Here is a 25,340-nt window from a genome sequence, read left to right as displayed (position 1 = left end):
GCTCTGCGCCTTCTTTATCGGGATTATACCATACTCCGGAGAACCGCTTCCGCAGCTGAGACACATCACCTCCGACTCGGCATCCTCCAAAAAACAGGCAGGGCCCTCGCCCTGCCACATTGATGACCCTTCGGTTGTCTATCCTGCCAGGACTTTCTTACCAGGTGTTCGCCCCATGAAACCCATCCTTGTCCACGGGGAAGAAAACCAACTGTCCTTTTTTGTCCTGCCGATCCCGCTCCTTCTCCTTCCGGGTCCACTGCACGAAGATGTACACGATGGCGCCGATGTAGGCGGCCTCTTGGGTCAGCTTCATGATAATGCCGCCCAGCTGCTGGTCCACATAGATCGACAGGCTTGGGATCAGCCTCGGCATGGCATCGTAGGTGACGTAAAGCGGGCCGCCCGAGAAAATGATAAAAGCACAGGCCGGAGTCAGGAGCACTGCGTCCGCGAATAGGTAGATGATCTTCTGGAGTTCGCTGAGGCGCTTCACCCCCGCAAAGGGTTGGATCACCGGCAACCAGTTGATAAACGCCGCGATCATCATCACCAAGTGCACCCAGACGGCCAATGAGCCGTGAGACATGAGAAAATCGAACACGGACGGGAAATGGTAGGCCGTGAATAACAGGTTCAACGTGATCAACGCAAACAGGGGGCGGCTGAGGACCCGGATCAGCCGTTCAATCCCCCGGACCTGCATCCATGACCGAACCATCCATTCTGGGAGGCCCAACAGCACCAGCGGCGGGACCACCATGTACTCCAGGGCCATGGCCGTCATGTGGACGCTGAACAGGTACATGTGCCCAATGTAGTCGACCGGACTGGCGGCCACCAGGTAAAACAGGGTCAAGCCACTATAGAAGGAAACTTTCCGGCCCACCCCGGCCGATCGGTCTCCGGTGCCGCCCGAGGCCCGCCACCTGCGCCATGTGGCCCAGTACCACACTCCTATAGCCAGAACGACAGCCAGCAGCGGAATGTTCCAAGAGGACCACAGGGATCCATCAATGGGCGTGCCGCAAAATGGCAACGGGAATCCCCCCTTATCCTAGGGCCACAAAACCAAAACCAACACGAAAATGAATCCCAGCAGCGCCCCGGACGTGATAAACAGCGTGGGAAAAGAGTGACCTTTTTGGTTCAGGTGCATGAAATCCCACAGCTGCAGAATCACCTGAATGACCGCTAACGCCAGGATCACCGGGATGACCACTGTAGGGGACATGCCGGCGCCGACCATCGCAAAGGCGATCACCGTAAACAAAATCATAATCGCGAAGGAAATGATGTGTTTCCGAACCGACCCATGCCCGGAGCCGGATTCGGTACCGGTGTTGTGGGTCTCCGTCGGTACGTTCGTCATCCTTGCACCATCCTTTCACACCAAACGCAGACTTGGTGGATTCAGGAAATCCCCAAGATGCCCATGAGATAGACCACGGTAAAAATGAACACCCACACCACGTCGACAAAATGCCAATACAGGCTGGCGATGAACACCTTAGGCGCTTTCCTTGGGGTAATTCCGCTTCGCCTCAACTGGAGCATCAAGATCGAGATCCAGATCACCCCGAAAGCCACGTGGCCACCGTGAAATCCGACCAGGGTAAAGAATGCGGAAGAGAAGGCACTCGTACCGAAACCGAATCCCTCTCCGGCGTAGGTGATGAATTCCACTACCTGCACGGCCAAAAACCCTAGGCCGAGCAACACAGTGACCCCCAACCAACGGAGAAGCGAGCCAAGGTTGCCCCGGTGCATGGCATTGATGCCGAGCACGCCGGTCAGGCTGCTCGTCAACAGCAAGATGGTGGCCAGGCCGATGATCGGCAGGTGAAACAACTCGTGGGCAGTCGGACCGTTTAGGGTGTGCCCTCGAAGGGTCAGGTAAGTGGCAAAGAGGGAGGCGAACAGGGCGCATTCGCCCCCCAGGAATACCCAGAATCCAAGAACCTTATTTTTCCCCTCAAGGGTCGCTGTTTCTGGTCCTAATTCAAGCCGATCCCCGGCATTGACCAGCCTGGGCTGAGTTTCCATGGCTTCCATTACGCCCGCACCTCCCTCACCCGAGTGCTCTCCTCCGGAAGAATGTGATGTCCTTCGTCGTCATTGAGGGAGTGATAAAACATCGCCAATGCAATCACCTCAAGTCCCAGCACGATGAAGAAGAGGCGATGGTAGATAGCCGCAAATCCGGCGATAAACAGTCCGACGGCCATCACCAAAGGCAGAAACGAATTCGACGGCATGTGAATGGGACCCAAGGGTTCGGCTGCCGGGACCGTCGAGCCCTCTTCTTTGGCGATCCACAGGGGATCCAGGCCGCGCACCAAAGGCGTCTGAGCGAAGTTGTACTCCGGAATCGGGGATGGAACCGCCCACTCCAGGGTCCGGGCATCCCAGGGATCGGCCCCCGCCACCTTGCCCTTGGTGAAGGCATACACCACATTGGCAGCGAAGACGATCATCGACACACCCATGATAAAGGCGCCGATCGTCGACAATTGGTTCCAGATCTCCAGCCCCATACCCGGGTTGTAGGTGGGTACCCGGCGTGGCATGCCAAACAGTCCGGCCAAGTGCATCGGGAAGAACGTCAGGTGGAACCCAATGAACATCAGCCAGAAATTGATATGGCCCAGCACCTCGCTCATCATCCGGCCGGTGATCTTCGGGAACCAGTAATAAAGACCTGCGAAGAAACCGAACACCACGCCGCCGATCAACGTGTAATGGAAGTGCGCCACCACGAAGTAGGACCCGTGATACTGAAAGTCCGCCGGAGCAGCCGCTAGCATCACGCCCGTGAACCCGCCGATCACGAAGGTGGGCAGGAATCCCAAGGCGAACATCATGGGGGGCTTGAACCGGATCTGACCGCCCCACATGGTGAACAACCAGTTAAAGACTTTCATCCCGGTCGGGATACCGATGAGCATCGTGGAAATCGCAAAAATCGAGTTGGCCATCGCCCCCAAGCCCACCGTGAACATGTGGTGCACCCACACCATGAAGCCGATAAAGCCGATCAACACTGTCGCAATGACCATGGAGGTGTAACCGAAAATGCGCTTCCTGGAGAAGGTCGCCACCACTTCGGAGATCATCCCGAAAGCTGGGAGCACGACGATGTACACTTCTGGGTGTCCGAAGATCCAGAACAGGTGCGTCCACAACAGCGGGTTCCCACCCATGGTCGCATCGAAGAAGTGGCCGCCAAAAAGTCGCTCGAACATATACAAGAACAGGCCTACGGTCAACGGCGGAAATCCGAACACGATCAGGCCGGAGGTCACCAGGCTGGTCCACGTGAACAGCGGCATCCTGAGCAGGGTCATGCCCGGCGCCCGCATGTTGAGAATCGTGGCGATGAAATTGATCGCGCCCATTAACGACCCGAAGCCCGCAATCTGTAGGCCGATGACGTAAAAGTCCATCCCTGTGCCGGGAGTATACTTATCGAGCCCGATGGGGGTATAAGCAAACCAACCGGCACTTGGAGCAGGGCCAAAAAACCAGCTGATGTTTACGAGCAAAGCCCCCACGAAAGTGAACCATAGGCTGACGGCGTTCATGAAGGGGAACGCCACGTCCCGAGCCCCGATCTGAACCGGCATGATCAAGTTGACCAATCCGAAGATCAAAGGCATGGCTGCGAAGAAGATCATGTTCGTTCCATGCATGGTGAATAATTCGTTAAAGGTCGGGTAACTCACAAACTGATTATTGGGCACAAACAGCTGAATACGCATCAGAAGCGCTTCCACGCCCCCGACGAGCAGATAGAACACCCCGATCAGCACATACATGATCCCGATCTTTTTATGATCCACCGTCGACAGATAGTCCAACAACCAGTGGCGCTTATGAGGCGCTTCGACGGTATGCACGTGATGGCTCAACACTTCTTCCAGCGGTTTTGCCATCCCATAACCCTCCTTTTCGACCGAACTGCCCCCTCGAAACAAGCCGCCGTGGGATGAGTCGTTATTTCAACCCCTCCAAGAATGCGGAGAGCGCCGAGATCTGCTGCTGATTCAAGGGCAGTTTGGGCATCTTGGTGCCCGGTTTGATCGCCGCCGGATCGCTGATCCACTTCTCCACATCGGTGGGGTTATTATCCAGCACCCCAGCCACTTTCGGACGATCCGCAAAACCCGTCAAATCCGGCCCCAGAACCCCTTTGAAGTTGGTTCCCGCAATGGCGTGGCATGTGGCGCAATTTTGCGCGAACAACTTCTCGCCCTCAGCCGCCTGCGCACTCGTCGGCTGCACCTGGGGATTTTTCATCTTCTGAACCCAGGCTTGGAATTGCTGCGGCGTGTCGGCAATGACAACAAAGTCCATCACACCGTGGCTCGGGCCGCAGTATTCTGCACATTTCCCTTGATACTCGCCCGGTTGACTGGCCTCGAACCACATGGTGTTCACCCGGCCGGGGATGAGGTCGGTCTTGCCGGCCAGTCGGGGCACCCAAAACGAATGCATGACATCGGTGGTTTCCAGCTTGAGGTTGACCTTGGTTCCCACGGGGATATGTAAGGCTTGCGCCGTTACAATTCCCAGATCAGGATATTCAAACTGCCACCAAAACTGAGACGCCTTAACCGTGACATTCATGGTGTTCGGACCCGTCTGTTTCTGATCCAGCGCAAAGGCGGTGGACACCGTCGGAACAGCCAGAATCCCCATAAGAATGAGTGGAATAATGGTCCAGGTCAACTCCATCCAATTGTTTCCTTCCACCTGTTTTGGCGGCAAATCCTGCCCCTTCCGCCGACGGAAGCGGATGAGCACATAAACGAGAATCGCCATCGCCACAATAAATACGCCGGTCATAATGTACACGCTGGTCATAATCACCGATAATTCCATCTTGGCCACCGGCCCGGCCGGATCGAAAACGGACATATCGGTCCTTCCGCAACCGGTCAGCCCAAACAGGAGCCCTACCATGACAAACAGTAGTCCGATGCGATGTTTCGGCCTCACCCACCAAACCCTCCCTTTCCCTTATCTCCTAGTGCGGCCAATCCCCTGCTCAGGAGTCTATTTCCATAATATCAAAAAATCCTGGGAGTTAATATGGCCAAAATGTGACAGTATGGCCGATCCTTTGCGTTTTTTCCCGATGTCGAGTAAACGGGGAAGGGTTTGTCATCTAAGGTAAATAGTGAAGTTTCAGAATCTGGCGTCCCGACCGGTGAGAGCCCATCACGTCCCGAGCTCTTCCCGGCCCGCCTGTCGGCGGCCGCTCCCGTACACCCAAAGGGCTGTGAGGAAAAAGACCACCATCGTGGTCCAGAACACCGAACTAAACCCCAGAGTTGTTCCGAGCGCCCCGCCCACCAAGGGGCCCAACACCGTACCCATCATTTGAAAACTCGTGGTCATTCCGAAAGCCGTGCCCCGTTCGGATTCCGAGACGAGCTGGCCAATCAACGCATTGGAAGTCGGAAGAAGTCCCCCAATAAAGAGTCCCGCCGCCGTCCGCAAGGCGATCAACTGCACAATTGTCTCCGCTGTCCCGGTCCACCCGAACACAATGGCGGCGCCAATACACATGAAGACGAGCAAGCGGCGATGGCCGTAACGATCCCCAAGCTGCCCCGCCACCACCGCCGACACCGAGCCCGCCACCCCCGCCAGCGCCACCAAAAGGCCGGTCACCGTCCCCACGAACCGCGAATCGCCGAGTAAATGCCTGACGAACAAGGGAATCACCGGCGCGATGACCACCACACCGAACTGGACCATGGCGCCCGTCATCGCCAGACTCAGCAACCCCGGGCGTCGGACCAGGGTCCATATTTTACCGAAAAACCCCTGTTCGGCCCCCCGGCCGACCGGCCGAACACCGGAAGGTTCGGCCACCCCGAGCCAAACCAGCAGGGCGGCCACCACGTTCAACGCGCCAAGCAGGACGTAGGGAAACCGAATGCTCACGAGATCGGCCAGCAATCCCCCAAAGAAGGGCCCTATCGCAGCCGCCGTAAAATTCGACGTCTGGTACAGCCCCAAGGCGGACCCCAAGCGATCCGCCGGGGTGATGGACGTCACCAAAGATAAGGACGCCGCCGCCACTCCGCCCAGGGCCCCCTGAAGAATTCTGAGAATGAACAGCTGCCACGGCTGATGTACAAATCCCATGGCCCCGATAATGAAAATATTGGCGAGATAGACCTGGATCACCACCCGGCGACGCCCGTGCTTGTCTGCAAAATTCCCCCACAGCGGACCGGTGATCGCCGCCACCAAGGGAGTGACCGCCATGATCGCCCCGGACCACACCCCCACCGCCCGGGTGGAGGTCACCCCCAGATGAGGAAGATAGAGGGGGATAAACGACCACTGAAAATTGAGCCCCAACACCGCAATAAAATTGCTGAGCCACAGAAGGTAGAGTGGTCGCCGCCAAGAGGTTTCCGGATCCTCAACGCTCTCCCGCCGCCCGATCCTCATTCCGCCACCCCGAGGGCGCGGCGCACAAAGGCGGGCAAGGCAAAACTCCCCTCCGCAAGATCGGCGGTTACATACCGTGTACTCTCCTCGCGAATCCGGCGGGTCCATCCGGAATCCTCAAACGGATCGAACAAACACCCCAAAGTAAAGGTCCACAAAGCCCCAGGATATGTCGGTACCGGGGCCCAATAGGTCCGGGTAACGGGAAACAACTCGTTTAGCACCCGACGGGTATTTTGAAGCACCGGCAGATAAAAAAGCGGGGACTCACTCTGGCAAACCATGATTCCGCCCGGGCGAAGAGCCGCTTTCACCGAGCGGTAAAACGGTTCCTCAAAGAGAACCGTGGCGGGGCCAATGGGATCCGAGGAGTCGACGATGATCACATCGTACTGATTCTCGACGCCCTTTATATACTGCACCCCGTCTTCAAACCGCGTGCGCACCCGGGGATCGTCCAACTGTCCAGCGAGCTCGGGCAGATACGTCCTGCAAGCACTGGTGACCTGCTCATCGATCTCCACCAGATCCACCCGCTCCACCGAAGGATATTTTAGACACTCCCGCACCGCGCCCCCGTCGCCTCCGCCGATCACCAGGACTTGCTTCGGATTTGGGTGCAAGGCCAAGGGGACATGGCTGATCATTTCGTTATAGATAAACTCATCCCCCGCCGTGGTCTGCACCACGCCGTCCAGGACCAGCGCCCTGCCGAAGGTTTCCGTGTCCACGATAGCGATCTCTTGAAAGGGCGACCGTTCCACGTGAAGAACGTTTTTTAATCTCCAGTTTAATTTCAGATGACCCGATTCCACTTCAGTCAACCACAAAGCCCCGTCTCGCTCCTGAATGTATTCAGGCCGGTTCATCTCCTTCACCCCCCGCACATCGCCAAAAGCCAGTATAACAAAAGCGTTGCCCGACGACAAAAAGGCCGGCGCGCGAGGCGCCGACCCTTCTGCCTTCTACCTCCTTGTACCGCCGGGGTACCGCCCTCGCGGACCGGAACTCACCAGCCTCAATCGGCGAGAACTTTCTTCAATTCCTCGGTGAGCATGGGAACCACTTCGAACAGATCGCCGACAATCCCGTAATTCGCCACTTTAAAAATCGGCGCTTCCGGATCTTTGTTGATAGCCACGATCACCTTCGAGTTTGACATGCCGGCCAGGTGTTGGATCGCACCCGAAATTCCGCAGGCGATGTACAGATCCGGCGTCACCACCTTGCCGGTCTGCCCGATCTGCATCGAATAATCACAGTAACCGGCATCACAGGCCGCCCGGGAAGCACCCACCGCCGCCCCGAGAACCTCGGCCAGTTCATACAGCGGCTTGAAGCCCTCCGCGCTCTTGACCCCCCGACCGCCGGAAACGATAATCTTGGCCTCGGTCAAATCCACACCGGAAGTGGCCTTTTGCACCACTTCTTTCACCACGGTCCGCAAGGAGGCGCCCGATAGACCCGCCCCCACCGTTTCCACAGTGGCACTCCGTCCCGCATCCGGCTCATCAGCGGACAGGTTGTTCGGCCGGACGGTCGCAAACACCTTGCCGTCTGAGATCGTCACCTTGGTAAAGGCTTTCCCGGCATAAATCGGCCGCGTAAACACGATCTTGCCGTCTTCCAGCCCCACGTCCACCACATCGGACACTTGACCCGCGCCAAACCGGGCCGCGAGCTTCGGCGCCAAGTCCCGGCCAATAGCGGAGTGGGCGAAGAGCACCACGTCGGGATCTGCCGTTCGGATCAGCCGCTCCATCACCGAGGCATAAGCGTCCGGTGTATAATACTTCAACCCGGCATCTTCCACGACGTACACTTTATCGGCGCCGTACGCCCCCAGCCCCTGGGCAAATCCGCTTACGCCATCCCCGACGAGAGCAACAGAAACTTCTCCGCCCTCCGCCAAGCGCCGGGCAGCGGCCAGAGCTTCATAGGTCACATTCCGGACTTTGCCCCCGCGCAGGTCCGCCATCACCAAACATGTACGCGCCATTGTCGTCTCTCCTCTCTCTATACCTTACAGGACTTTTTCGTCTGAACGCAGGGCCTGAACCAATTCCTTCACCTGATCGGCCAAATCCCCCTGGAGAATCCTCCCGCCAGCCTTTGGCTTGGGCAGGAAGGTCTCCAGAATCTCCGCTTTCGCAGCGACGCCTGCGGCGTCGAGGCCGAGGTCAGCCGCCGTATATCGGGTGATCGGCTTCTTGTTCGCCTTGCGAATACCGATCAACGACGGATACCGCGGCTCATTGAGCCCCTGTTGAGCGGTGACCAGGATGGGCAAGGTGCCCTCCACCACCTCGACGTCCCCTTCCGCATCCCGCTCTGCCCGCACCTTCCCGTCCGCCACCTCGAGCTTTGTAACCGTGCCGATATGCGGGATGCCGAGTAGCTCGGCCAGCCGGACAGCCACCTGACCCGAGCCGTCGTCCACCGCCTGATTCCCCGCAAGAACGATATCGTACGGATGCTTCTCGACGGCCTTGGCCAACACTTGAGCCGCCGTGAATTCATCTCCCAGCAAGCCGGGATCATCGACGATGACCGCTTCGTCCGCCCCCATGGCCAACGCCGTCCGCAACGCTTCCTCCGCCCGGGCCGGCCCGAGAGTGATCACCGTAACCTGGCCTCCGTGCTGTTCCTTGAGGCGGATCGCCTCTTCCACCGCGAACTCGTCGTATGGGTTGATCACGAACTTGACCCCGTCTTCCTTAATCTTTCCATTGTCGAGAACGATGCGTTCCTCGGTATCGAAGGTCTGTTTCATGCACACAATGATGTTCATCCCAAGGACTCCTTTCTGTCCGGTTCTCTTCGCCATCGCTCATCTTCGCGGCGGACCAGCCCTCCGAGTAACAAGTCTACCACCGGACCCGCCAAGGCCACCAGGTCATATTTCGCCCCAGTCAAAACCCAGGCGGTGACCGTTTCGTCCATGGTGCCAAAGATCATTCGCCGGGCGATGCGCCGATCGATGGTCGGTCGAAACATCCCCCGCTCCACTCCCCGCTCGATGATCCTGTCGATGATTCGATAATACGGGCGCATAATGTCGCCGATCTTGCGCCTCACGTCGGGATTGGTCTGACGGAGGTGGACCTGGGTGACCATGGCCAGGTCTTTCGTTTCCGCAAGTCCCCGAAAGTACAGAAACACCAATCGATGCAACATCTCGGCGGGATCCTCGAGCCCGGTCAGGGCCGCCTGGACCCGTTCGATGATCTCCCCGATGGTCTCCCGGAGGATGGAGATGAGAATATCCTCTTTGTTTTTAAAATAGAGGTACACGGTGCCGTCCGCGACCCCGGCCTCCCGGGCAATCCGGGACACCTGGGCATTGTAGTACCCGGACTCGGCCATGACTTTTACGGCCGCCTGCAGAATCGCTACGTACTTTGCTCGATCCTTGCGCAGCGCAATCGCTCTCACCCCGGTAAAATGAATGGTGATTCATTCATTCTTATTCTATCGACCGACCGTTCGCTTTGTCAATAAAAAAGACGAGGGCGGCGCTGGGCCGTCCCCGCCTCCTTCAACTTTTTTACCAAGTCCGGATCCCCGGAGCGCTGGGAGGCGCATTTTGCAGCGTATCGATCACGGGATATGCGTAAGCCACCAGGATCAAGACGGCAGCCAGGGAAATGAGCACCGGCCACCGCTCCAGCAACCGGGGCGTCGCCTCCGCAGGATTGGCGACCTCGCCGATCGGATACTCCTCGAAGCCTTTCGGGGCAAACCAGGTCAAGTAAACCACCATGCCGATCATGAGCATGGCTCCAATGAAGAGCAGCGTACCACCGAGGGCCATGACCCCCTCGAGGGGCATCCAGCTGAGTGCAGTGGGGTCATTCATGTAGGTCGTGTAGGCAGTGCGCCGGGGTACACCCAAGAGCCCCATGTAATGCATGGCACCGGACATGAGCAGCATCCCCGTCCCCCAGATCACCGCCTGGATCAGTCCGACCCGGTTGGCTGCCCGGGTCAATTTTCGTCCGGTAAGATGCGGCAACAGCCAGTAGCTGATGCCGAAGAAGGTCATGGCCACTGCCGTGCCGACGGTCAGGTGGAAGTGACCTGTCACAAAGATCGTATTGTGCACGACCTCGTTCATCTGGTTACTGGCGTTGACAATCCCGCCGGCCCCGCCCGGAATGAAGGCGATCATGCCCATCATCGGGACCATAAACCGCACATCGTTCCAGGGGAGCTTTTTAAACCACCCGAACAGCCCCGTCGCCCCCTTGGCGCGGCCTGCCGATTCAAACACCGCAAACATATTGAAAGCGGTCATCAGTGAAGGAATCACGACAAACATGGTCAAGATCACGTGCAAGAATTTCCACAGGGGCGGAATACCCGGCTCCAACAATTGATGGTGAAAGCCAACGGGCGTCGAGAGCAGGATAAACATCACGAAACTGGTTCGCGCCAAGGCGTCGCTGAACACCTTGCCGCCGACGATTTTCGGCATCACCGCATACCACATAGTGTATGCTGGCAGCAGCCAGAAATACACCAGGGGATGGCCGAAATACCAGAACAACATCCGGCTCAGTAACACATTGACGGTCGAAACCCAACCAAAAGACCACGGAATCAGTTGCAGGACGACCTCCAGGGCCACGCCAATGGTCGCGATCTGCCAGAGCAGCATGGTGGCAAAGGCCATAAAGGTAAAGAGGGGCGAGAGCTTACCGGGATTTTTCCGTTTCCAGATTCGGTATGCCGCAAAGACGCCGTACCCGCCGAACCAGCTGCCCACCACCACCAAGGCCGTGCCGATATAGAAGAGCGGCGACGCCTTCATCGGCGCGTAAAACGTGTACAGGACCGACGCATTTCCCGCCAATACTTCGAAGGTCGCCGCCACTTGCCCGATGACCATCATCCACCAGCCGAGCCAGCCTAACCTGCGGGCCACCGGGGGCAATGAACCGCCAGTGGTTCGGGCGACACCGGAAAAGAAAAAGCCAATGATAAAGTAGGTGGTGAAAAGAAGCCCCATGTACACACCGTGCGCAGTGAGAATCTGGTAATAGTTCAACCATTTCGGCAGGGTGATGACGCCGCCCCGGTCCAGACCTTGGAGCAGGCCGGCGATGGCCGCCACTCCGAAGGACAAAAACGCCACCAACACGTAAGCCAAGCTCAACCGGGCTGCCGCTCGGTCCACCCGCACGTTCTGGGCTTCCGCCACTTGTGCTTCCGCCATCCTGATTCACATCCTTCCCGTCTCTACTTTACAATTAAGTGAGCCGCCATCAATTGGTGGCCGGTTCCGCAGTACTCGTTACAAAGAATTAAGTAATCCCCGGGCTTTGTGAAGGTATGGGTCGTGGAGTTGACCAACCCCGGAATGACCATCATGTTCACGTTCGTCCCCGGTATTTCAAACCCGTGCACCACATCTTTACTCGTCACGTTGAAAGTCACCGTGGATCCCACCGGGACCTCCATGCGGTTCGGTGCATAGCTAAACACAAAAGCCGTCATGTTGGCCACATAATTGTTCTGGCCGATTTGTTTCAAGGCAGGCTGATCGAAAGGCGGCGTCTGGCTCACTTTGGTCGGGTCCATCACCTGAGTGTTACTCGGTGGTTGAGCCCCCATGGCGAATGCGTTCACCCCAAGTGTGATGATAAATGCAATCAACGTCAGCACGCCCACGGTGAGCCAGATTTTTTCATAACGATGCAGGTGCATATCCGAACCCTCCTCCCCACTCTAACCTTTCGGAAAGCGATTCACTGATTGTCCTTAGCTGCGAGGCTCACTCCCGACTCAATTCCTGTCCAAAAAGAGAATGAAGACCCCGAGCCACGACACCAAGAGAACCGCCCCCACGATAAATACCGAAGCCAGAGTCCCTTTCAGGTTCTCCTCTGCTTCCGTCTCCCGCTCCCTGGTTTTTGGAGCTGACATCTGGGCCATTGTGCCCCCTCCCTTCATGACCATGGCCGCTGAACAGATGAACCGCCTCGGCTAATTCCATCCTCAGTTTCCTTCTTCCCTCAAACCAGCGCATGATAAAAAGGGACCATTGCCGATAGTACAAAACTACCAGGAATGTTAAATAGACACATAACCGACACAAAGGTTTCACTCGAAAGACACAAACGCCATCTTTTTGCCAAAAATAAAGGCCCGCAGACGGGAAATTGACCTTCCCGTCCCGGGCTTTCCCCTTTTCCGACAAATTCTGCGCGGTGCTGTCAAAAAAGATTCGAAGGCATTACCGGTGCGCCCGGCCCCGAACGCCGGCCAGGGAGTACGCCCGATCCACCCCCACCGCCGCCGCCGCGGCAATCACCGCTTTGACGAGATCACCCGGAATAAAGGGCAACACCCCCAGGGCGATGGCTTGTCCCGCGGTCAGATGCCCGACGTGGGCCAGCCAGGCCGCCCCGGGGATGTACGCCACCAGGGCGCCCCCGACCACACTCCCCACAAGAGCCCGAAAAATCGTCAACCGCCCTCGCACGAACCAACCGATGACGAAGGCACCGAGGATAAATCCGATCAGATAACCGCCCGTCGGCCCGAGCAGAACCCCGAGGCCTGCATGTCCCCGGGCGCCGATGGGTACGCCCAGCGCCACCAACAGAACGTATAAGACCATACTTAAACCGCCCCACCAGGGCCCGAGCAACAGCCCCGACAGCATGACGCCGAGGTTTTGCCCGCTGATGGGCACCTGGGTGAAAGGCAGCGGGACCGCCACATAGGCCAGCGCCCCGGTGACCGCGGCCATGAGCGCCGCCATCACCATTCCCCGGACCTGCATCTCCATTTTCCTCTCCCCCCTTCGCCGATCTACTTTACCATGGGAAACCGCCCTGGACAAACGGGTTGCCGAAGATCGGCCGATTCACTACAATGCTCGTGGACACGAGTGCTCGTCGACCCGGGATTCCACAAGGGATTCCAGGTCATCGCCGGGGACTTTCACGAGAGGATTTTGACACCATGCTGGCACTGAACTGCGCGACCATAGGATGGGACGACGGGGGATACCATGCCCCCGTCCTAGAAAATGTGGATTTTCAAGCGCCCCGGGGGACATGGACCTGCGTGATCGGCCGGAATGGATCGGGCAAGTCCACCTTACTTCTGGCCTTGGCCGGCCTTCTGCCCGTGACCCCAGGAGGCCTCACGGTGGACGGACAACCGTTGGAACAAGTCAACTCCGCCGCCCGCTTGGTGTTGGGCCGGGGAAGTCATCAGATCGTGGGCAGCACCCCCGCCGAGGATATCGCTTGGGGCCTGCAATTGCAACGCCTCGCCCCGGACGCGATCCGGCGCCGGACTGCTGGGGCCCTGGAGGCATTCAATCTGGTGGATATAGCCGAACAGCCCATTCATCTTCTTTCCGGCGGTCAACTCCAAAGGGTGGCCCTGGCGGGGGCATGGGCGATGAAACCGGGATGGATTCTCGCCGATGAACCCACATCGATGCTGGATCCCGATCATCAGGAACGAGTCTTGGATCTCCTCGCCACCCTTCGGGACGGGGGGGTCGGAATTGTCCACACGACCCATTCATTGGAAGAAATGGAGCGCGCGGACCGGGTGTGGCTGGTGGATGGAGGCCGGGTGATTCCGCTGGGAACGCCCGAAGAAGCCCGAGAGGCGTGGGAGCGGATCGCCGAAGCGGGTTTCCCAAAACCGTGGAAATGGAAAGTTATGGAGAACATGACAGTCCCCCCTCGGGCAGAAGAAGACTCCCGTCGACCTAAACCCGCGGGCCCAGACCCGGGAGTCCACCCCGGTGCGGCGGCCGGCCAGGTGTCCTGGATTTTTCTCGCCGGGGTCCTGCAGGGTGTGAATTCCGGAAAACCTGGGCCGGATCCGCGGCCACAAGATGCTGAACCCATAGCCACCCTGACCGATGTGGTCGTGGAGGGCCGGCTGCAATTGGAACGGTGTGAACTCTACCCGGGCATCACCGCCCTCCTCGGACCCAGCGGGGCAGGCAAAACGACGCTCCTCGCCCTCCTCGGGGGGCTCCTGCAGCCGAACTCCGGCAATTTTCACATGAGGGAAGGCGACCCCTACCGGGCCCGCCGGGCCCTGACACAGCTCAGGCAAAACGCGGCCATGGCTTTGCAGTTTCCCGAGCAACAACTTTTTGCGCCGACGGTGTACGAAGACATGGCCTACGCCCTGCGGCGTCGGGGCCTTCGGGCCGAAGAAGTCGACAAAAGGGTCCGGACGACGGCGTCCGATCTCGGCCTTACCCACCTGCTGGAGCGCTCGCCTTTTACCCTCAGCTTTGGCGAACAGCGCAGGGTGGCCCTGGGGGGCATCTTGGCCCTCAACCCGCGCATCCTGCTGCTCGACGAGCCCTTCGCCGGGATCGATTCTGCCGGCCGAACGGCCCTGGCCGGGCTTCTTAAAAATTGGGCAAAACGAACCGGAGGGGCTCTCGTGGTGGCCAGCCACCACATCGAAGAGCTCCTGGATGTGGCCGACCGGTGGTGGCTGTTGGAGGGTGGGCGACTGACCGCCGCAGGTTCCTTGTCCGCCGTTGCCCGGGCTGCCTCGTCCGGAGGGGACCACCCCATCGCCGCGGCCAAGCTGCGCGTCGCCGCCCGGTGGTCTTCCCGGGTTTGAGATGGCCTCCAAGGCTGCGAGGGAGAGGAGGGAGAAATCCATGAAAACCGAACTGTTACTCGGACAGTACCTTTCAAGGCAAACTTTCCTCCACCGGCTAGACCCTCGCAGCAAACTGTTGATCGCTCTCCTCCTCACCATCGATCTCATGAAGGCCCAATGGCCATGGGAAGTGTTGGGATTGGGTGCATTGGCTCTTCTGGGCATGGGGGCCGCACGGGTGCCTCTGAGGGCCGCTCTCAAAACTTTACGCCCCATCCTTTTTCTGATCGCCTTCAGCGCGGTCATGAATCTCACCGCCCCGGGAACCCGCTGGATCGAGGTCGGCCCAGTCACTCTCACCCGCACGGGCCTGGTTCTCGCCATGGACACCTTGACCCGGATCCCGGCTTTGATTCTCCTGGCCTCACTTCTGGTCTGGACCACCTCCCCCGGGGCGTTGGCCGAAGGACTCGCATCCGCTGTCCGCCCCCTGGAGCAATTGGGCCGCCCGGGCCGGGCGACGGCAGCGAGCTTGCGGGACGTGGTGTTTTTCGCGGGGCTGGCCCTGCGCCTGATCCCACAAGTGCACCAATCGTTCCGCCAGGTCCGCACATCCTTTCTGGCCCGGGGCCTGGAGGTGGACACCGGGCCAGCCCGGGTCAGGTGGCGCTACCTCGCGGAGATGATCGTCCCTTGGCTGGTGGCGATCCTCCGGAGCGCCGACGACATCTCCCTGGCCCTGACCGCCAGGGGTTACCGCCGGGGTGCCGCCCCCACCCCGCTGTACGTCCAGCCCTGGTCCCGGCGCGAAATCCTCTCGGTGGCGGCCGCTGGCCTCGTCACCCTGTGGGTCTGGCGACACACCTTCGTCGGCCTCCTCGGCATCGCGGCTCTCCCTTTCTAGCCGCCTGTCCCGGATCGCCACCATCGAACCGAAACTAGACGATCTCGCACTTCAGCACGTGCTCCATGTGATTCAGCGCCATCTCGTGAGCCTGGGCATTGAAAGACGCTACCCCTTGGCGGTGAACGGCAATCTCCAGATCTCCCCGTTTCGTCACCCGGTGTTTGTACAAGCCCAGGCAAGTGCTGACCACGCAGATGTCTGTGCAAACCCCGGCCACGTGCAATCGGGTGATCCCTTCTCGATCTAAGTAGTCCAGCAGCGGCGTCTCGTAGGTGGCGTCATACGTTTTCTTCGGCCAGGTCACATACCCCTCGTAGCCCTCCACCGCCGCGGCCAGCCGGTCTTCCAGCTCCCGACCCGGGGTCCCGGTCAAACAATGGGGCGGAAAAAGACCGGTCCGGATCTCATAATCGGACTTCAGATGATCGTCCCGGATATCCAGGATCGGGCGGCCCTCCCGGCGGAACTCTTCGACGAGCCCCTGAACATAGGGGATGATCTCCTGTCCCGCAGCTCCACACGTCAAAGCCCCATCCATATCGATAAAATCTTTCGATAAGTCGATCAAAAGCAGAGCTTCTCGCACAGCCGGCACCCCCTCTGCGAATGTTCTGCATTTATCATAGCAAAAAATGGCTGGCGGGCCAAGGACCCGCCCTACGCCCTATTTTCCCGGCCAATCGGTGCGAAGGCCCGCGAACAGCCGCTCCTGGTCCCGCTCCGGCCGCACTGCCACGCGAAAGTATCGCTGGTCCAACCCGACAAACGTTCGGCAGTCCCGGACGAATACCCCCCGACGGGCAAGGCGGGGCCACGCCCGACCGATGTCAAAATCCTCCCGCCACGCTAACAAAAAATTCGCCTTCGAGTCGGTGACAGAAAACCCGAGCTGCCCGAAAGCCCCCACCATCCGCCGGCGCTGCTCGATAACCCACCGCCGGCTCCAGACCGCAAAGGCCTCATCTTGCAAAGCCGCCGTCCCCGCCGCCAGGGCAACACCGTTCACCGACCACGGGGGGCGCAAACCCTCCATCCGCCGGATCACATCCGGAGACGCCGCCCCGTAACCCAGACGCACTCCGGGAATACTGTAAAATTTGGTCATCGAGCGGAGGACGAAGAGCCCCGGCCGCCGGCCGACCCGGGGGATCTGACTCCGAATTTGCTCATCGGAGCAAAAATCGAGAAACGCCTCATCCAAAAGCACCCGCACCCCGGCCTCCTCCGCCTCATCCAACACCCTTTCCAGGGATGCCGAATCCCAAAGAACACCTGTGGGATTATTGGGATTGGCAAGAACCAACAGATCCACCCCGGTCCCGAGGGCGTCCATCAGCACCCCGACGTCGGGGACAAACCCCCGCTCCGGACGGAGTGGGATACGGTGGATCTCAGCCCCGGCCGCCAGGGCGGCGTCTTCGTATTCCGAAAAGGAAGGGGCAAGAGCCAGGATCCGCCGAGGCCGCCACGCAAACATCAAGAGAAAAATCAGTTCCGCCGCTCCATTGCCCACAATTACCGCGTCCGGGCTCATGCCCCACCGCTCGGCCACCTGCCGGCGAAATCCCTCCTGGCGGGGGTCCGGGTAGCGATGGACCTCTTCCAGGGCCGCCCTCATGGCCGACCTCACCGACTCCGGGGGACCCAGGGGATTGATATTGGCGCTAAAGTCAGCGAGATCCTCGGGATCGCCGCCCCAGCGCTCCCGATACTCCCGGACATTTCCCCCGTGATCCATGAATGGGCGCGTCATATCCACCGCCCGATCACCTCCATCGCCACCAGGGCGCACACCTGGGTGAACACGCACAAGGCTCCGTAGACGTCCCCGGTCAAGCCCCCCAATCGTTTGGCCACCCGGCCTGCCCAAAACCGGGCGGCAACAAAGGCGACCCCCGCACCGAGAAGCACCGACCACTGGCTGGAGATCACCGCCGGGACCCCGGGGATCAGCAGGGCCACCCCCGCCACGGCCACATCCCCAGGTCCTGCCCCCCGAAGGGCCGCCCCCATTCCTTCCGCCCGGGCGTAGGGCAACGCCGCCACCGCCCAGACCATGATCCAGCGGGCGATGCCCCAGGCGGCCGCCGGCACCTCAAAGGGCGCCCCTTCGGCGATCCACATATCCAAGAATGCCCATTCCGTCAGGAGCACCCCGATGGCCGTCATGACGCCAAAGGCGCCCACCCGGCTGTCCCGCATAATTTCCAGGGCCCTCTCCCGCTCCCGGCGACTGCCCAGCCCGTCTGCCGTATCCATCCACCCGTCCAGGTGAAGCCCCCCGGTGAGCCACAGATCTGCCGCCACCACCAGGGCCGCCGCCCCGGGCGCCGGCACCCGCAGAACGTGCAAAAGCTCCGCCGCAACCCACAATAGGGCTCCGAGGATGACCCCGACAAAGGCGTACCAGCGAAGGCTGCGCTTCTGCCGTTCCTCTCCCGTCTCCCCCAAAAGGGGCACCGGAATTCGGCTGAGAAACCGTACGGCGGTGGTCAGGGCCGCCCCTTCCCGGGCCGCCCATCGTCCAATCCCGGCTACCGCCACCCGGCCATCCCCTCCGCCAATAAAATCAACACCGCCATCTCTCCGGTGGTCCAGGCCATGAGTCGCACAGTCCGGGGGATATCTTCCGGCTCCAGGGGGCGTGCGTCAGGACCCAGGTAAGGGCGGAAGGATCGCCGCCCGTGATAAAGGTTCCAGCCCCCGAGCCGCACTCCCAGAGCCCCGGCCGCCGCCGCCTCCGGAATACCCCCGTTGGGGCTGGGATGCCGCCGGGCATCCCTCCGTATGGCGCGAAAGGCCCCCCGCACGTCCAGTCCAAGCACCCCCGCCGCCCCGAGCATCAGGACCCCGGTGATCCGGGCCGGAATCCAGTTGAGTGCATCATCCAGCCGGGCCGCCACCCGGCCGAAATCCAGGTATCGAACATTGCGGTACCCAATCATGGCATCAAGGGTGTTGGCCGCCCGGTACGCCATGGCCGCCGGCCCCCCGCCGAGGGCGGCGTAGAATAAAGGGGCGATGATGGCGTCCACGATATTTTCCGCCACACTTTCCACAGCCGCCCGGATCACCTCCCCTTCGGGAAGACCGCCGGTGCTTCGACTCACCATCATCCCGGCCGCCTTCCTGGCTCCCTCCAGGTCCCCCGCCAGGAGGAACCCGGACACCCGCCTTGCCGCCTGGGCGAGATTTCGAGGCGCCACCGCCACCCAGACCCACAGGGCGGACACCACAAACCCGAGGGCAGGATGAAAATGCCCTCCTAGCCACACGGTCAGCCCCGTGACCGCGTAGGTCAGTCCCACCACCCCGACGGCCAAAATACCACCTGCCCATCGTTCCCGGACCCCACGACCAAAGGGAGCCTCGGAGGCGTTCCCACCTCCGCGCCCAGCACCGGGAACTGAGCCGGATGGGCCCACGCCGCCCGGATCGCCGCTCTCTCCCTCAAGCGGAGGCACCCGAAACAGACGGCGCAACCCCCTCTCCCCGGCTTCGATGCAGCGCCCGAGTCCCACCACCGGATGAACCGCCCCGGGCGGTTCTCCCACCAGGACATCGAGAATCAGGCCGGCCAAAGCCTCCATCACGGCGCTCCGCCTCCCAGACCGGCTTCAACACGGCTGTCTATCGCCCTGGAGCGAATCTCGACCGGTAGACCCGCCGTCATCCGGTACACCCGCCCAGAGGCCCGGGCCAGGGTTTGATTGGCCAAGCCCAGAGCATCCCGGAACAGGCATCCCACCGCCGTGGCCGGGACCACCCCTTCCCCCACCTCGTCGCTCACCACCACCACGGGATAAGGGCTCCGCCGGCACCGGCGGATCAGCGCCTCCATAGTTTCCTTAAGATCTCTTTCCTCTTCGGGTGACCATTCGGGAACGGGTTCGCGGTGGGACCCGTCCAGGGACGGGGATCGCAGGGCCAACCTCCGGCTCATCCAGGCCGTGACCCAGTGGGTCAAACTGTCGATGAGCACCACTCCCCCGGGGCCCGGCCCGTCCCACAGTCCGGCCAGTACATCTCCTTCCGGCGCTTCGATGGTCTTCCATCCCGGCGGGCGCCGCCTTTGGTGGCGCCTCACCCGCTCCTCCATTCCCTCCCTCGGGGCTGTGGCGACGTAGACGACCTTCACCCCGAGCTGTCGCGCCCAGTGATCGGCCAAACCTTCCGCCCATTCGCTTTTGCCGCTTCTCGCCCCGCCGATCACGAAGGTAAGAGACGGCAGCCCCCCCCGGCGATCATCTCTCTCCCGGAGCGCCCGGTGGAGCAAGCGATGGGCCTCCCGAGCCAACATCCAGCCCGCCTCGGACCCCGGGCCCGCGTACACCGCAGATCGTCCGCCCTTGCGAAACAGCACCGCCACCGCATCGGTACTGGTCCCCGTCGCCGGGAGCCCGGACTCCGCACACCGGACCCCCCGCTCCCGCAAAACCCGGCTTTTGACCTCGGTCAACGTGATGACGGCGTTCACCGCCGCTTGCTCGGACAGCGCCCCGTCGAACACCGCCGTCATATTGATCGTCCCGGGCCCGGCATCGAACCATCCCGGCTTCTCCCCGGCGCACAAGGCATTGCTCGTCCCCGCCGTGAGGGCGATCAGCCACCGGCCCCCGGGGCCATTCACCACCGACCACTGGGTCTCCCTCACGTCTACCGCGGTCATCATCCCCACGGCGGGCGTCGGCACCCGGACCGACTTCAGCCTTCGAGCAATGTCCCCCGCGGGGTCAAGGCCCTTGTATCCGAGATCCACCGTTACGTTTGCCACGGCGCGGATGCCGCTTTGGCGTCCGCCGCCGTACACCGCCGACGACAGGCTTTCCCAAGCCTCCTCCGACTCCAGCCACCAGCACCCTTCCCCCCACCGAAGGGTCAGCCCCAACTCCGTCACCCGCCGAATTTCACGCTCCATCTCCGACACCGCACCTCGACCACCCATCCTGTGCAGCCCCCATCGCCCGCCCCGCGCCCTTGGCGTCTTCACGCCCCGGGTTCCCCGGGCACCGCCCGCGGATCCCTTCCCCTGCGCCGGGGCGCGCCCGGAGGCTCCAGAGCCAAGAAACGATAAACCCGCTCCCAGTCGACATGTTGTCGCAACAAAGCCGCCAACCGATCGAAAGCTTCCTCCCGGACAGCATACATGTCCCGCACCTGGCCTTCAAGAGGGGGCAGACCCTTCTCCCGGCGCAGCCCATCCAGCCAGCGGCGCCGGAAGGCCCAGCTGTCGAAAATCCCGTGGACATACGTCCCCCAGACCTTTCCATCCCGGGACACGGCGCCCTCGGGATACCCCGCCTCCCCCCCGGCAGACTCAAGCCACAATAAAGAGCGGGGCTCTTCGCACCAGGACGTCCGGCCCATGTGAATCTCGTACCCCTCCACCGGCACACCTTGCAAATCCGGCCCCAACTCCTCCGCCGCCACCCGGCCGGCCCTGCGCAAGACACGCTTGGTCGGGAAAAACGCCGTCTCCGCGGGAAGGAGGCCGAGCCCAGGCACCTCCTCCCCCGGGCGCCCCCCTTCGATCCCCTCCGGGTCCGTCAAGCGAATACCCAGCATTTGATAACCTCCGCACAGCCCCACCACCCGGCCCCCCCGGGCGGCAAAATCGCCGATGGCCGCCGCCAGCCCCCGATCCCGGAGCCAGACCAAGTCCCCGATGCTATTTTTCGTGCCGGGCAGGATCACGGCGTCCGGATCCCCCAACGCCTCCGGCCGCTCCACCCAGCGAATCCGCACGTCGGGTTCCAGTCGCAGGGGATCGAGGTCCGTATAGTTCGACAGGTGAGGCAAACGGATGGCGACAATCTCCAATGGCCCCTCCCCGAAGCCGCCGGGAAGGGCCAGGGAATCCTCGCCATCGATAGGCAAATCCTCCCAGGGAACCACCCCGATCACCGGCACCCCGGTCCGCGCCTCCAGCCACTTCAGCCCCGGTTCGAGCAACGACGGGTCGCCCCGGAATTTGTTGATCAAAAAGCCCTTCACCCGCCGCCTCTCCTCCGGGTTGAGCAGCTCCAGGGTCCCCACGAAGGAAGCAAACACCCCGCCCCGGTCGATGTCTCCCACCAGGAGAACCGGGGCGTCGGCCAGGGCGGCGATGCGCATATTCGCGATGTCCCGGTCTTTCAAATTGATTTCCGCCGGACTGCCCGCCCCTTCGATCACCACCACTTCCGCCTCTTGACGGAGCCGGTCCAGGGATTCTTTCACCGCACCTAGAAGTTCGGGAATCAGGCGTTCCCGGTATTCCCGGGCGCCGGCGTCCGTCAAGGGTTTCCCTCGGAGGATCACCTGGGCCGAGGCGGGGCCGCACGGCTTGAGCAAAATCGGGTTCATGTCGACGGTGGCGATCACGCCGGCGGCCTCGGCCTGAACCCCCTGGGCCCGGCCAATCTCCCCGCCGTCCATCGTGACATAGCTGTTTAACGCCATATTTTGCGACTTAAAGGGCGCCACCCGCCAGCCGTCCTGGGCCAGAACTCGGCAAAAGCCGGTGGCCAGCCAGCTTTTCCCAACGTTAGAGGCCGTGCCCTGTAACATGATGCACCTGGCCGGGGGAGAGACCGCCGCCTCAGGCCTCGGCATCGGAGACCCCTGCCTCCTCAAAGGTGGCCATCTCATCGAGGATTCGCGCAGCGGCCTCCATCATCGGCATGGCCAGGACCGCGCCCGTCCCCTCCCCAAGGCGAAGATCGAGATCGAACAAGGGCTCCCGCCCCAGCCAGCGAAGGATTCGACCATGCCCGGGCTCCACCGACCGGTGCGACGCGAACATGTAGGGCAACGCCCTGGAGTCGATGTGAACCGCCGCCAACACCGCCGCCGACGCGATGAACCCGTCCATGAGCACCGGCACCCGCCGGGCGGCGCCGGCCAGAGCCGCCCCGGCCAACCCGGCGATCTCCAGACCGCCCACCTTGGACAGCACGTCCACCGCGTCCGAAGGGTCCGGCCGATTCACCGCCAGAGCCCGGCGGACCGCCTGGAGCTTTTTCTGCCGGCGGACCGGATCGATTCCGGTTCCCAGCCCCACCAGGTCCCCCTCGGGCCACCCAGTCAGTGCGGCAGCCACCGCCGCGGCCGCCGTGGTGTTGCCAATGCCCATTTCTCCCAGGGCGAGGAGCCGGATGCCGGAGTCGATCATCTCTATGGCCACACTCCAGCCAACATCCAGGGCCCGCTCCGCTTCCTCCCGGGACATGGCCGGCCCCCGGGTCATATCCGCCGTCCCGGGTCGGACTTTCCGCACCCGGAACACCGCCCCGGAACCGGCCGCCCCGGTGGTGGAGCCGACCCCCGCCGGGTTGATCTCGACCCCCACTCCGACATCCACCACCCAGACCGCCGCCCCGGCCACCCGGGACAGGACGTTCACCGCCGCCCCGCCGCGAAGAAAATTCAACACCATTTGGGCGGTGACCTCCGGGGGGTAGGCGGACACGCCGCCCGCAGCCACCCCGTGATCCCCGGCCATGACCAGCACCCCCGCCGGCCGGACCTTCGGACGCTCCTCCCCCGTCGCCGCCGCCAATTCCACCGCCAGACCCTCCAGGCGCCCCAGACTGCCCTGGGGTTTGGTCAACCGGTCCAACCGCCGCCTCGCGGCCTCCGCCGATTTTTCAGAGGGAAGGGGGATTTCCCGGGACATCCAAGAATACAATTCGATCACCTCACAAAAGGGGTCTTCATCCATTGAAACTCCCGGCGCCGCGGATCCTTTTTTATCGGGCCTCTCGCCCTAGTCCTTTGTTGAGCCCAACGCCCAGGGCATGGGATCCAGGCGCCCCCGCTCATTCGCTCCGGTCAATGTATACTTGCGCTGGTAACCCCGGGGGGTCACCATCCGCCCGTGATACTCCCGGGTGGAAGAGTTGCCGATAATGAGAGTAGTCAACATCCCGATCTCGTGGTTCAACATGTCTTCCAGCGTGGTCACGTCCACACGCTGCCGCTGTCGATAAGCGCTCTTCACGATCCCCACCGGCGTCTCCGGATCCCGGTACCGCAAAAGAATGGACTGAGTTTCTACAATTTGTTGGGTCCTGCGCCCGCTTTTGGGATTGTATAAGGCGATGACAAAATCGGCCGCAGCTGCGGCCTCCACCCGGCGGGCGATCACCTCCCAAGGGGTCAGGTGGTCACTCAGAGAAATGGCGGCAAAATCGTGCATCAAGGGCGCCCCGAGGAGCGCCGCCACGGCGTTCACCGCCGAGATGCCGGGAACCACCTCGATCTCGGGATCGTCGCCGGGCTCCCAGCCCTGCTCCATGAGGACCTCATAAATCAGACCGGCCATGCCGTATACCCCGGCGTCTCCACTGGAGATCACCGCCACCGTCCTTCCCGATTTCGCTTGCTCCACCGCCGCCTGGGCCCGGGTGACCTCTTCGGTCATCCCCGTGCGAAGGACCTCCCGGTCGCCGATCAAATCCCGGACGAGATCCACGTAGGTCTTGTACCCGACAATGAGATCGCTTTGTTCGATGGCCTGACGGGCCCGGAAGGTCATGTGTTCCTCACTGCCCGGCCCAAACCCGACGACGAAAATCTTCCCCATCCCCGTCCCCTCCTCGTGCCATCTCATGCATTAACTCCTGCAGCCGCCCCGCGACAATGTCCTCCAACTTCGGATGTCCCGCGAGATACCGGGCGAGCCGAAATTCCACCTCCGGCATCTCCGCCTGGGCCTCCTCCACCCATCCCGCCAGCCGCTTCATCAGGACCCCGGTGAACAACAGGTACGGCAACACCACCACCCGGCGCACTCCGGACAGGACGGCCCGGCGGAGAGCCGTGGGCACATCCGGGTATGTCACCCCGACAAAGCAGGGCTCCACCCAGTCCGCGCCGCACTTTTCCCAGAACAGGCGAGCCAAGCGATACAATTGCCCATTCGCCTCGGTATTGCTCGATCCCCGGCCGACGAACACCACCGCCGTCCCCTCGGCCTTCCCGGTGGACAACTCCCATTCCCCAGCGGCCTCGGCCAAGCGGTCCACCAACATGTCGAGGACGCCGGGGTGAAGGCCCAAGGGGCGCCCGTAACGCACCCGAACCCCCCACTCCCGGGCAGACCGGGCGAGAATCTCCGGAATCTCCTCCCGGACGTGCCGGGCCGGCAAGAGAATCACCGGTATCGCCCACACTTCCCGAATTCCCCGAGCGGAGAGCCGCTCCATCACGTGGGGAATCCCGGGCTCAGCCATCTCCAGAAATGCCCCGGCGACGGTGCGGTCCGGCCACCTGTGGCGGAGGTTCTCCACCAATGCAGAAAACTCCCGGTTTCCCTCGGGATCCCGACTGCCGTGACCGATGAGAAGCACCGCCCCTTGCTCATTTTCCATCCTCATCC

General features: G+C 61.6%; 24 protein-coding genes and 1 pseudogene. 2 read left to right on the top strand and 23 right to left on the bottom strand.

Annotated features, from left to right (window positions below; translation table 11 throughout):
• Window positions 1-157 precede the first annotated feature (157 nt).
• From CVV65_RS03710 to CVV65_RS03645, 14 genes are all read right to left on the bottom strand, one after another.
• The gene (locus tag CVV65_RS03710; RefSeq protein ID WP_100666998.1) at window positions 158-1,039 is read right to left on the bottom strand and encodes a cytochrome c oxidase assembly protein; all 882 of its coding nucleotides are present in this window, start codon (window positions 1,037-1,039) and stop codon (window positions 158-160) included.
• A gap of 18 nt (window positions 1,040-1,057) precedes the next feature.
• On the bottom strand, window positions 1,058-1,372 hold the full coding sequence (locus CVV65_RS03705; RefSeq protein WP_100666997.1) for a cytochrome C oxidase subunit IV family protein: 315 nt from the start codon (window positions 1,370-1,372) through the stop codon (window positions 1,058-1,060).
• 41 nt (window positions 1,373-1,413) lie between these two features.
• Window positions 1,414-2,055 (bottom strand): cytochrome (ubi)quinol oxidase subunit III, encoded by a 642-nt coding sequence (locus CVV65_RS03700; RefSeq protein WP_407928385.1) that lies wholly within the window; start codon window positions 2,053-2,055, stop codon window positions 1,414-1,416.
• Window positions 2,055-3,935 (bottom strand): cytochrome c oxidase subunit I, encoded by a 1,881-nt coding sequence (gene ctaD / locus CVV65_RS03695; protein WP_100666996.1) that lies wholly within the window; start codon window positions 3,933-3,935, stop codon window positions 2,055-2,057. The genes CVV65_RS03700 and ctaD overlap by 1 nt, the downstream gene beginning before the upstream one ends.
• A 61-nt stretch (window positions 3,936-3,996) precedes the next feature.
• Window positions 3,997-5,001, bottom strand: coding sequence for a cytochrome c oxidase subunit II (gene coxB, locus CVV65_RS03690; RefSeq protein WP_100666995.1), 1,005 nt, complete (start codon window positions 4,999-5,001; stop codon window positions 3,997-3,999).
• A gap of 222 nt (window positions 5,002-5,223) precedes the next feature.
• Window positions 5,224-6,471 carry an MFS transporter gene (locus CVV65_RS03685; RefSeq protein WP_157935363.1) on the bottom strand — a complete coding sequence of 416 codons (1,248 nt, stop codon included), beginning with the start codon at window positions 6,469-6,471 and terminating at the stop codon, window positions 5,224-5,226.
• Window positions 6,468-7,340, bottom strand: a complete 873-nt coding sequence (gene speE, locus CVV65_RS03680) for a polyamine aminopropyltransferase (RefSeq protein ID WP_100666993.1) — start codon at window positions 7,338-7,340, stop codon at window positions 6,468-6,470. Before speE ends, CVV65_RS03685 begins: the two co-directional genes overlap by 4 nt.
• Window positions 7,341-7,489: 149 nt before the next feature.
• Entirely contained in the window at window positions 7,490-8,470 is a 981-nt protein-coding gene (locus CVV65_RS03675; protein WP_100666992.1) for an electron transfer flavoprotein subunit alpha/FixB family protein, read from the bottom strand.
• Between the two features lie 24 nt (window positions 8,471-8,494).
• Window positions 8,495-9,262, bottom strand: coding sequence for an electron transfer flavoprotein subunit beta/FixA family protein (locus CVV65_RS03670; RefSeq protein WP_100666991.1), 768 nt, complete (start codon window positions 9,260-9,262; stop codon window positions 8,495-8,497).
• Window positions 9,259-9,891, bottom strand: a complete 633-nt coding sequence (locus CVV65_RS03665; protein WP_100669145.1) for a fatty acid metabolism transcriptional regulator FadR — start codon at window positions 9,889-9,891, stop codon at window positions 9,259-9,261. The genes CVV65_RS03670 and CVV65_RS03665 overlap by 4 nt, the downstream gene beginning before the upstream one ends.
• A gap of 127 nt (window positions 9,892-10,018) precedes the next feature.
• Window positions 10,019-11,689 (bottom strand): b(o/a)3-type cytochrome-c oxidase subunit 1, encoded by a 1,671-nt coding sequence (locus tag CVV65_RS03660; protein ID WP_100666990.1) that lies wholly within the window; start codon window positions 11,687-11,689, stop codon window positions 10,019-10,021.
• A gap of 23 nt (window positions 11,690-11,712) precedes the next feature.
• Complete coding sequence (locus tag CVV65_RS03655) at window positions 11,713-12,180, bottom strand: cytochrome c oxidase subunit II (RefSeq protein WP_100666989.1); 468 nt, start codon at window positions 12,178-12,180, stop codon at window positions 11,713-11,715.
• A 78-nt stretch (window positions 12,181-12,258) separates the two neighbouring features.
• Window positions 12,259-12,408, bottom strand: a complete 150-nt coding sequence (locus tag CVV65_RS03650) for a cytochrome c oxidase subunit 2A (protein ID WP_100666988.1) — start codon at window positions 12,406-12,408, stop codon at window positions 12,259-12,261.
• Window positions 12,409-12,709: 301 nt separating this feature from the next.
• Window positions 12,710-13,267, bottom strand: a complete 558-nt coding sequence (locus CVV65_RS03645; RefSeq protein ID WP_100666987.1) for a biotin transporter BioY — start codon at window positions 13,265-13,267, stop codon at window positions 12,710-12,712.
• Window positions 13,268-13,443: 176 nt separating this feature from the next.
• Here CVV65_RS03645 and CVV65_RS03640 point away from each other — a divergent pair, with 176 nt between their 5' ends.
• Both CVV65_RS03640 and CVV65_RS03635 read left to right on the top strand, forming a co-directional pair.
• On the top strand, window positions 13,444-15,090 hold the full coding sequence (locus tag CVV65_RS03640) for an ABC transporter ATP-binding protein (protein ID WP_198592118.1): 1,647 nt from the start codon (window positions 13,444-13,446) through the stop codon (window positions 15,088-15,090).
• A gap of 40 nt (window positions 15,091-15,130) precedes the next feature.
• Complete coding sequence (locus CVV65_RS03635) at window positions 15,131-15,976, top strand: energy-coupling factor transporter transmembrane component T family protein (protein ID WP_157935362.1); 846 nt, start codon at window positions 15,131-15,133, stop codon at window positions 15,974-15,976.
• A 34-nt stretch (window positions 15,977-16,010) separates the two neighbouring features.
• On the opposite strand, the gene CVV65_RS03630 is transcribed toward CVV65_RS03635, so the two are convergent.
• The 9 genes and pseudogenes from CVV65_RS03630 to CVV65_RS03590 form a co-directional block, all read right to left on the bottom strand.
• Window positions 16,011-16,565: a cysteine hydrolase family protein gene (locus CVV65_RS03630; RefSeq protein ID WP_100666984.1), complete on the bottom strand. Its 555-nt coding sequence runs from the start codon at window positions 16,563-16,565 to the stop codon at window positions 16,011-16,013.
• Window positions 16,566-16,643: 78 nt separating this feature from the next.
• Window positions 16,644-17,732 (bottom strand): threonine-phosphate decarboxylase CobD, encoded by a 1,089-nt coding sequence (gene cobD / locus CVV65_RS03625; RefSeq protein ID WP_232796752.1) that lies wholly within the window; start codon window positions 17,730-17,732, stop codon window positions 16,644-16,646.
• The gene (gene cobS / locus CVV65_RS03620) at window positions 17,729-18,523 is read right to left on the bottom strand and encodes an adenosylcobinamide-GDP ribazoletransferase (RefSeq protein ID WP_157935361.1); all 795 of its coding nucleotides are present in this window, start codon (window positions 18,521-18,523) and stop codon (window positions 17,729-17,731) included. The genes cobD and cobS overlap by 4 nt, the downstream gene beginning before the upstream one ends.
• Window positions 18,514-19,569 carry an adenosylcobinamide-phosphate synthase CbiB gene (gene cbiB, locus CVV65_RS03615; protein ID WP_100666981.1) on the bottom strand — a complete coding sequence of 352 codons (1,056 nt, stop codon included), beginning with the start codon at window positions 19,567-19,569 and terminating at the stop codon, window positions 18,514-18,516. The genes cobS and cbiB overlap by 10 nt, the downstream gene beginning before the upstream one ends.
• Window positions 19,569-20,924 carry a bifunctional adenosylcobinamide kinase/adenosylcobinamide-phosphate guanylyltransferase gene (locus CVV65_RS03610; RefSeq protein ID WP_100666980.1) on the bottom strand — a complete coding sequence of 452 codons (1,356 nt, stop codon included), beginning with the start codon at window positions 20,922-20,924 and terminating at the stop codon, window positions 19,569-19,571. Before CVV65_RS03610 ends, cbiB begins: the two co-directional genes overlap by 1 nt.
• 41 nt (window positions 20,925-20,965) lie before the next feature.
• Window positions 20,966-22,573: a cobyric acid synthase gene (locus tag CVV65_RS03605; protein ID WP_100666979.1), complete on the bottom strand. Its 1,608-nt coding sequence runs from the start codon at window positions 22,571-22,573 to the stop codon at window positions 20,966-20,968.
• A complete protein-coding gene (gene cobT / locus CVV65_RS03600) occupies window positions 22,560-23,636 on the bottom strand; it encodes a nicotinate-nucleotide--dimethylbenzimidazole phosphoribosyltransferase (RefSeq protein ID WP_198592187.1) in 1,077 nt (358 codons plus the stop codon). The genes CVV65_RS03605 and cobT overlap by 14 nt, the downstream gene beginning before the upstream one ends.
• A gap of 96 nt (window positions 23,637-23,732) precedes the next feature.
• Window positions 23,733-24,545: pseudogene (gene cobJ / locus CVV65_RS03595) on the bottom strand (precorrin-3B C(17)-methyltransferase); the annotation flags it as partial.
• A complete protein-coding gene (locus CVV65_RS03590; RefSeq protein WP_100666976.1) occupies window positions 24,505-25,338 on the bottom strand; it encodes a sirohydrochlorin chelatase in 834 nt (277 codons plus the stop codon). The pseudogene cobJ and the gene CVV65_RS03590, both read right to left, overlap by 41 nt.
• Window positions 25,339-25,340: the final 2 nt, after the last annotated feature.

This window comes from Kyrpidia spormannii, assembly GCF_002804065.1.
GTDB lineage: Bacteria > Bacillota > Bacilli > Kyrpidiales > Kyrpidiaceae > Kyrpidia > Kyrpidia spormannii.
This window is presented reverse-complemented; position numbering and strand designations above follow the sequence as displayed.